The following is a 4,178-nucleotide window of genomic DNA, read 5'->3' on the forward strand; positions in this document are numbered from 1 at the left end:
ACGAGCTCGGAGACCAGAGCAAGACGCAACATGAGGTAATGGTTATTCCCTTTTCGATTGGTGCAACGCAGCACTGGTTTTCGAGCTAGCGCCCCGTAGGGCAAGGTAAATTGCACCAATCTGCTTTGTTATAAAATTTCTCTGTAGAATAACTATACTTCAATTTTATGCCTGGCATCTCGGCACAATTTGCCTTGCTGACTTTGCATCTTGAAGTATCATGGGTATATAACAAATAATATCCAACCTAGTCGGTAAATAAAGCAAACACTGTTTCACGTGAAACAGTGTCTGGCACTCCCGCGCTGTTTTTCTAATGCTGGTTACCGCCGCTTCCTTTATTTGGAATAACAGCACGCTGATGGTTTCATTGTTAATATGCAACCGTCCCCCGGATTGGATAGTTATCCTGACTGCGAACAAAAGTCAGACCGCGAACGACAACATCAAGTTCCGGTCGAAGCAGAGGGGCATTTGAAATATCAACGGCCTGAAGGGTTCCCTGCTCATTAACGATAAACATTCCCGGCTCGGAAAAGTTATGGTCAGTTTCCTGTTCGGAACGGGGCTGTGAAATATACAGACAAAGCGTTTTCATCTGCTCTTCTGTCAGACCGAAAGCGATAGGGTAGCTGACCGTCAGTTGTTCACTGTGCTCCTGCAGCTGTGCTTTTGAATCTCCCGAGACTGCAACAATACTCACACCGATTTCTGCCAAAGCGGCTTTGTGCTCTTCTAACAGGTTCAGGTATCGGGTGCACAGCGGACAGTGCTTACCCCGATAAACAACAACCATCTGCCAGGTTGCATCGCCCTGGGCTTTACCTAACTGAATATAAGAACCATCCAATAATTGTGCTTCAATCAGCGGAAAAGTATTACCTGCGCTTAGTTTTATAGAATTTGTCATCATATCCTCTTTATATTTTTATGGCTTTAGTTTTGCGTTACTGAAACAGAAGGGCATTTTTTACTACGGCAGAAGGTATTGTTTACCAATAAACTCAGGGTGATCAGCAGCAGGCTAAGAGCGGATACGCCATTCCAACCACACAGGGCAAAAACTTTGACACCCGCAAGAGAGCCGAAGGCCCCACCCAGGAAGTAACCAAGCATGTAGATCCCATTTATCCGACTTTGTGCAGCAGGGTCGATAGAAAACACCCTGACCTGGTTCGAAACCTGTGCACTGAATACACCAAAATCAATCAGAATAATTCCCGCAATCAATCCAGCCAGGCTGTCACCATAGAATCCAGAGATAACAAAGCCTGCAGCTATTAGCCCTAAAGCAATAGTGATCATGTTACGCGAACCGACTCTATTTACCAATAAACCGGAAAGTTTAGCGCCGCTTACCCCGGCCAGCGCGATAATGCCGAACATACCGGCTTGTTGTGCATCATAGCCAAAGGGGGGCTCGTTCACATGCAGAGCAAGCGTTACCCATAGCGCGTTAAATGAAGCAAACCACAGGGCGCCTGAAAAAGTAGACTGACGTAAAATCCCATGCTGTTTTACCAGGGTAAACATACTGCCAATCAGTATGCTGTAAGACATGCTGTTAGCGGGTTTATTGGGTGGCAAAAAGAGCTGTAGCAAAACAGCAAAGATCAAGGCTAAGATTGCTGACATAGCAAATACTGCACGCCAGCCAAATTGCTCTCCAACGAAACCACTCACCGTTCGGGATAGTAAAATACCGATCGTAAGACCGGTCATTAAGGTACCAATCACACGGCCTTTTTGTTCTGCGCTGCTCAATGAAGCTGCAAACGGAATCAGCTGCTGGGTAATATTGGCACTCAGGCCAATCACAAAACAGGAAAAAATTAGGATTAGCAGACTATCTGCAGAAAAGGCTAACAATGATGCGCCCATCAGAAAAAAAGATAAAATGGCAATAAGCCGCCTGCGCGGAATGTTATCGCCTAACGGAGAGATCAATAACAGTGCCGCGGCATAACCCAGCTGGCTAGCTGCCGGGATCATCCCTAAAGCATCACCACTGAGCCCGAGCTCCGCTGCTATCAATGGAAGAAGAGGTTGATTGTAATAAAGGTTTGCTACCGTTGCAGAGATAGCGCTGGACATTAAAAAAAGTAAACCTCTGCTGATAACCGGCTTGTTATTAGCTGATATGCCTACATGATTCATAGTCGACCTCTGATAAGATTATTATTAATACCAATTCCGATAATTAGATGATCTATTTAGGCGTAGAAAAAATGGATGAAAGCAAGGCATTGATTACAGTAACTAGTTGTTCTAATTACACAAAATCGTATGGAACGATTTTGAACAGCTTTAGCTGGCCACAAGGTGGTGAAGAACAGGACGTTCTGAATCAAATCAATAACAAAGACTAAAACGTAGTTTTATGTCTAGCATTTATTTTAACAAGCATAAATGATCAGATAATTAGTCTGATTGATATAACCTGCTTCGAGGTAAAGGGAGTCCATAGCAAGTATCTTTATCACCTGACCTCATTTGCTTTTAAGTTGTTTGATTTTTATCATGCAAACTTCAAACTATTTTTTTCAATGTAAAAACAACATTGTAAATGAATTAGTTAAGTTTATACTCAATAACATCATACTAACCATAGGCGAGCCTGATAATGCAATATAATACTTCTCTTCTTTGCGATATTTACGCTGATACTGTTGATGTTGTAGAACCCCTGTTAACTAATTTTGGTGGACGCAACTCTTTTGCCGGCGAAGTCGTTACCATCAAATGCTTCGAATCAGTCGGTCTGATCTACAAAACACTTGAAGAAAATGGCATCGGAAAAGTATTACTGGTTGATGGTGGCGGTTCTTTACGCCGGGCATTAATCAATTCTCATATTGCCGAACTGGCTGTCGAAAATGGCTGGGAAGGCATTGTCGTAAATGGTTGTGTTCGTGAAGTTGACCTGCTTGAAGAGTTAGATATCGGTATCCAGGCGATCACAGCTATTCCGGTTGGCGCTGAAGATACGGAAATTGGTGAAATCAACTCCCCGGTTAACTTTGCCGGTGTGACTTTCCTGCCTGAAGATATTTTGTATGCAGACAGTACAGGTATTATTATTTCGCCTGAGCCTCTCGATATAGAAGAGGTGGAAGACTTAGAAGATCTTGCATAGATAGCGGCGGTTAAAGCCCAATTACTATTTTATTAATTGGGCTTTATTACTGAAGATACAGAGTTCCAGGTATAGAAAGGCTCTCAGCTTGCGCTTTCTTCCGCTTGTTCTATTTTACCAACCAGGGCACTTAAACGCGCCTGCCACTGCTGATGTTCTTCCGTTAGCCTGATATTTTCAGCTTTTAATTGCTCACTTTTTTCAGCTAAACCCTGCTTATCTTCCTTTAACTCTTCAACTTCCATCTGTAACAATGCAATCGTATCTACCGCATTTTGAATTTTACTTTCTAGTTTTTCTAAAAGATCAAACTCCATCTACGCTCCCCTTAAAATAATGTATGCTGCGAATCCGTTGAGAATAAGCATTCCGGTTAGCTTATTCAACCATTGTTTTATATTTGCCGAATATATTATTACAATATAGCGATATAATACCAATCCAGAAATTAGTTAAGCGAAAAATGATGAAAAAAGAGATTAAGTCAGGAAAATACCGTCACTATAAAGGCAACTTCTACCAGGTTGAGGGAATTGCCACACACAGCGAAAGTGAAGAAAAGATGGTGGTTTATCGCCCGCTATATGGAAACCAGTCTTTATGGGTAAGACCGCTTGATATGTTTATTGAAGAGGTTGAAGTTGACGGTAAAAAACAAGCACGATTTGTTTTTGTTGGTGATGCCTGAAGAATCTCTGTTGTGAGGCTATCTCTTAGCCTCAAGCCTGTGGTTCAAGTTTAAAGTATCAAACCTGTGGATCGACTTCAGGCTTCATTATACCAACTCCGTTAATTAAATGATCTATTTAGGCGTAGGAAAAATGAGTGAAAGCAAGGCATTGGTTGCAGTAACTAGTTGTTCTAATTACACAAAATCGTATGGAACGATTTTGAACAGCTTTAGCTGGCCACAAAGTGGTGAAGAACAGGACGTTCTGAATCAAATCAATAACAAAGACTAAAACGTAGTTTTATGTCTAGCTAGTTCTCATCCAGAAACGTTAACATACTGAAATATATAAAAAAACAGGCAAAAAAGAAG

At 41.9% G+C, this 4,178-nt stretch carries 7 protein-coding genes; 4 read left to right on the forward strand and 3 right to left on the reverse strand.

Annotation, left to right across the window (positions count from 1 at the left end):
* Window positions 1-373 precede the first annotated feature (373 nt).
* Window positions 374-910 (reverse strand): redoxin domain-containing protein, encoded by a 537-nt coding sequence (locus tag ABZA00_RS16510; RefSeq protein WP_372883248.1) that lies wholly within the window; start codon window positions 908-910, stop codon window positions 374-376.
* 26 nt (window positions 911-936) lie between these two features.
* Window positions 937-2,157 carry an MFS transporter gene (locus tag ABZA00_RS16515; protein WP_372883249.1) on the reverse strand — a complete coding sequence of 407 codons (1,221 nt, stop codon included), beginning with the start codon at window positions 2,155-2,157 and terminating at the stop codon, window positions 937-939.
* A 47-nt stretch (window positions 2,158-2,204) separates the two neighbouring features.
* On the opposite strand from ABZA00_RS16515, the gene ABZA00_RS16520 reads away from it, so the two are divergent.
* Both ABZA00_RS16520 and rraA read left to right on the forward strand, forming a co-directional pair.
* Entirely contained in the window at window positions 2,205-2,369 is a 165-nt protein-coding gene (locus tag ABZA00_RS16520; protein ID WP_372883250.1) for a hypothetical protein, read from the forward strand.
* 254 nt (window positions 2,370-2,623) lie between these two features.
* Complete coding sequence (gene rraA / locus ABZA00_RS16525) at window positions 2,624-3,136, forward strand: ribonuclease E activity regulator RraA (RefSeq protein ID WP_372883251.1); 513 nt, start codon at window positions 2,624-2,626, stop codon at window positions 3,134-3,136.
* 83 nt (window positions 3,137-3,219) lie between these two features.
* Here the strand turns inward: rraA and ABZA00_RS16530 are convergent, their stop codons facing one another.
* Window positions 3,220-3,453, reverse strand: a complete 234-nt coding sequence (locus ABZA00_RS16530) for a cell division protein ZapB (RefSeq protein WP_372883252.1) — start codon at window positions 3,451-3,453, stop codon at window positions 3,220-3,222.
* A gap of 146 nt (window positions 3,454-3,599) precedes the next feature.
* On the opposite strand from ABZA00_RS16530, the gene ABZA00_RS16535 reads away from it, so the two are divergent.
* Complete coding sequence (locus tag ABZA00_RS16535) at window positions 3,600-3,824, forward strand: DUF1653 domain-containing protein (RefSeq protein WP_372883253.1); 225 nt, start codon at window positions 3,600-3,602, stop codon at window positions 3,822-3,824.
* A gap of 109 nt (window positions 3,825-3,933) precedes the next feature.
* Complete coding sequence (locus ABZA00_RS16540; RefSeq protein WP_372883254.1) at window positions 3,934-4,098, forward strand: hypothetical protein; 165 nt, start codon at window positions 3,934-3,936, stop codon at window positions 4,096-4,098.
* Window positions 4,099-4,178: the final 80 nt, after the last annotated feature.

It is taken from the genome of Psychromonas sp. (assembly GCF_041586535.1).
Classification (GTDB): Bacteria; Pseudomonadota; Gammaproteobacteria; order Enterobacterales; family Psychromonadaceae; genus Psychromonas.

Bases quoted from the DNA above. Each gene is read 5' to 3' on its own strand.
- ABZA00_RS16510 (WP_372883248.1), bottom strand. From the start codon at position 910: ATGACAAATTCTATAAAACTAAGCGCAGGTAATACTTTTCCGCTGATT.
- ABZA00_RS16515 (WP_372883249.1), bottom strand. From the start codon at position 2,157: ATGAATCATGTAGGCATATCAGCTAATAACAAGCCGGTTATCAGCAGA.
- ABZA00_RS16520 (WP_372883250.1), top strand. From the start codon at position 2,205: ATGATCTATTTAGGCGTAGAAAAAATGGATGAAAGCAAGGCATTGATT.
- rraA (WP_372883251.1), top strand. From the start codon at position 2,624: ATGCAATATAATACTTCTCTTCTTTGCGATATTTACGCTGATACTGTT.
- ABZA00_RS16530 (WP_372883252.1), bottom strand. From the start codon at position 3,453: ATGGAGTTTGATCTTTTAGAAAAACTAGAAAGTAAAATTCAAAATGCG.
- ABZA00_RS16535 (WP_372883253.1), top strand. From the start codon at position 3,600: ATGATGAAAAAAGAGATTAAGTCAGGAAAATACCGTCACTATAAAGGC.
- ABZA00_RS16540 (WP_372883254.1), top strand. From the start codon at position 3,934: ATGATCTATTTAGGCGTAGGAAAAATGAGTGAAAGCAAGGCATTGGTT.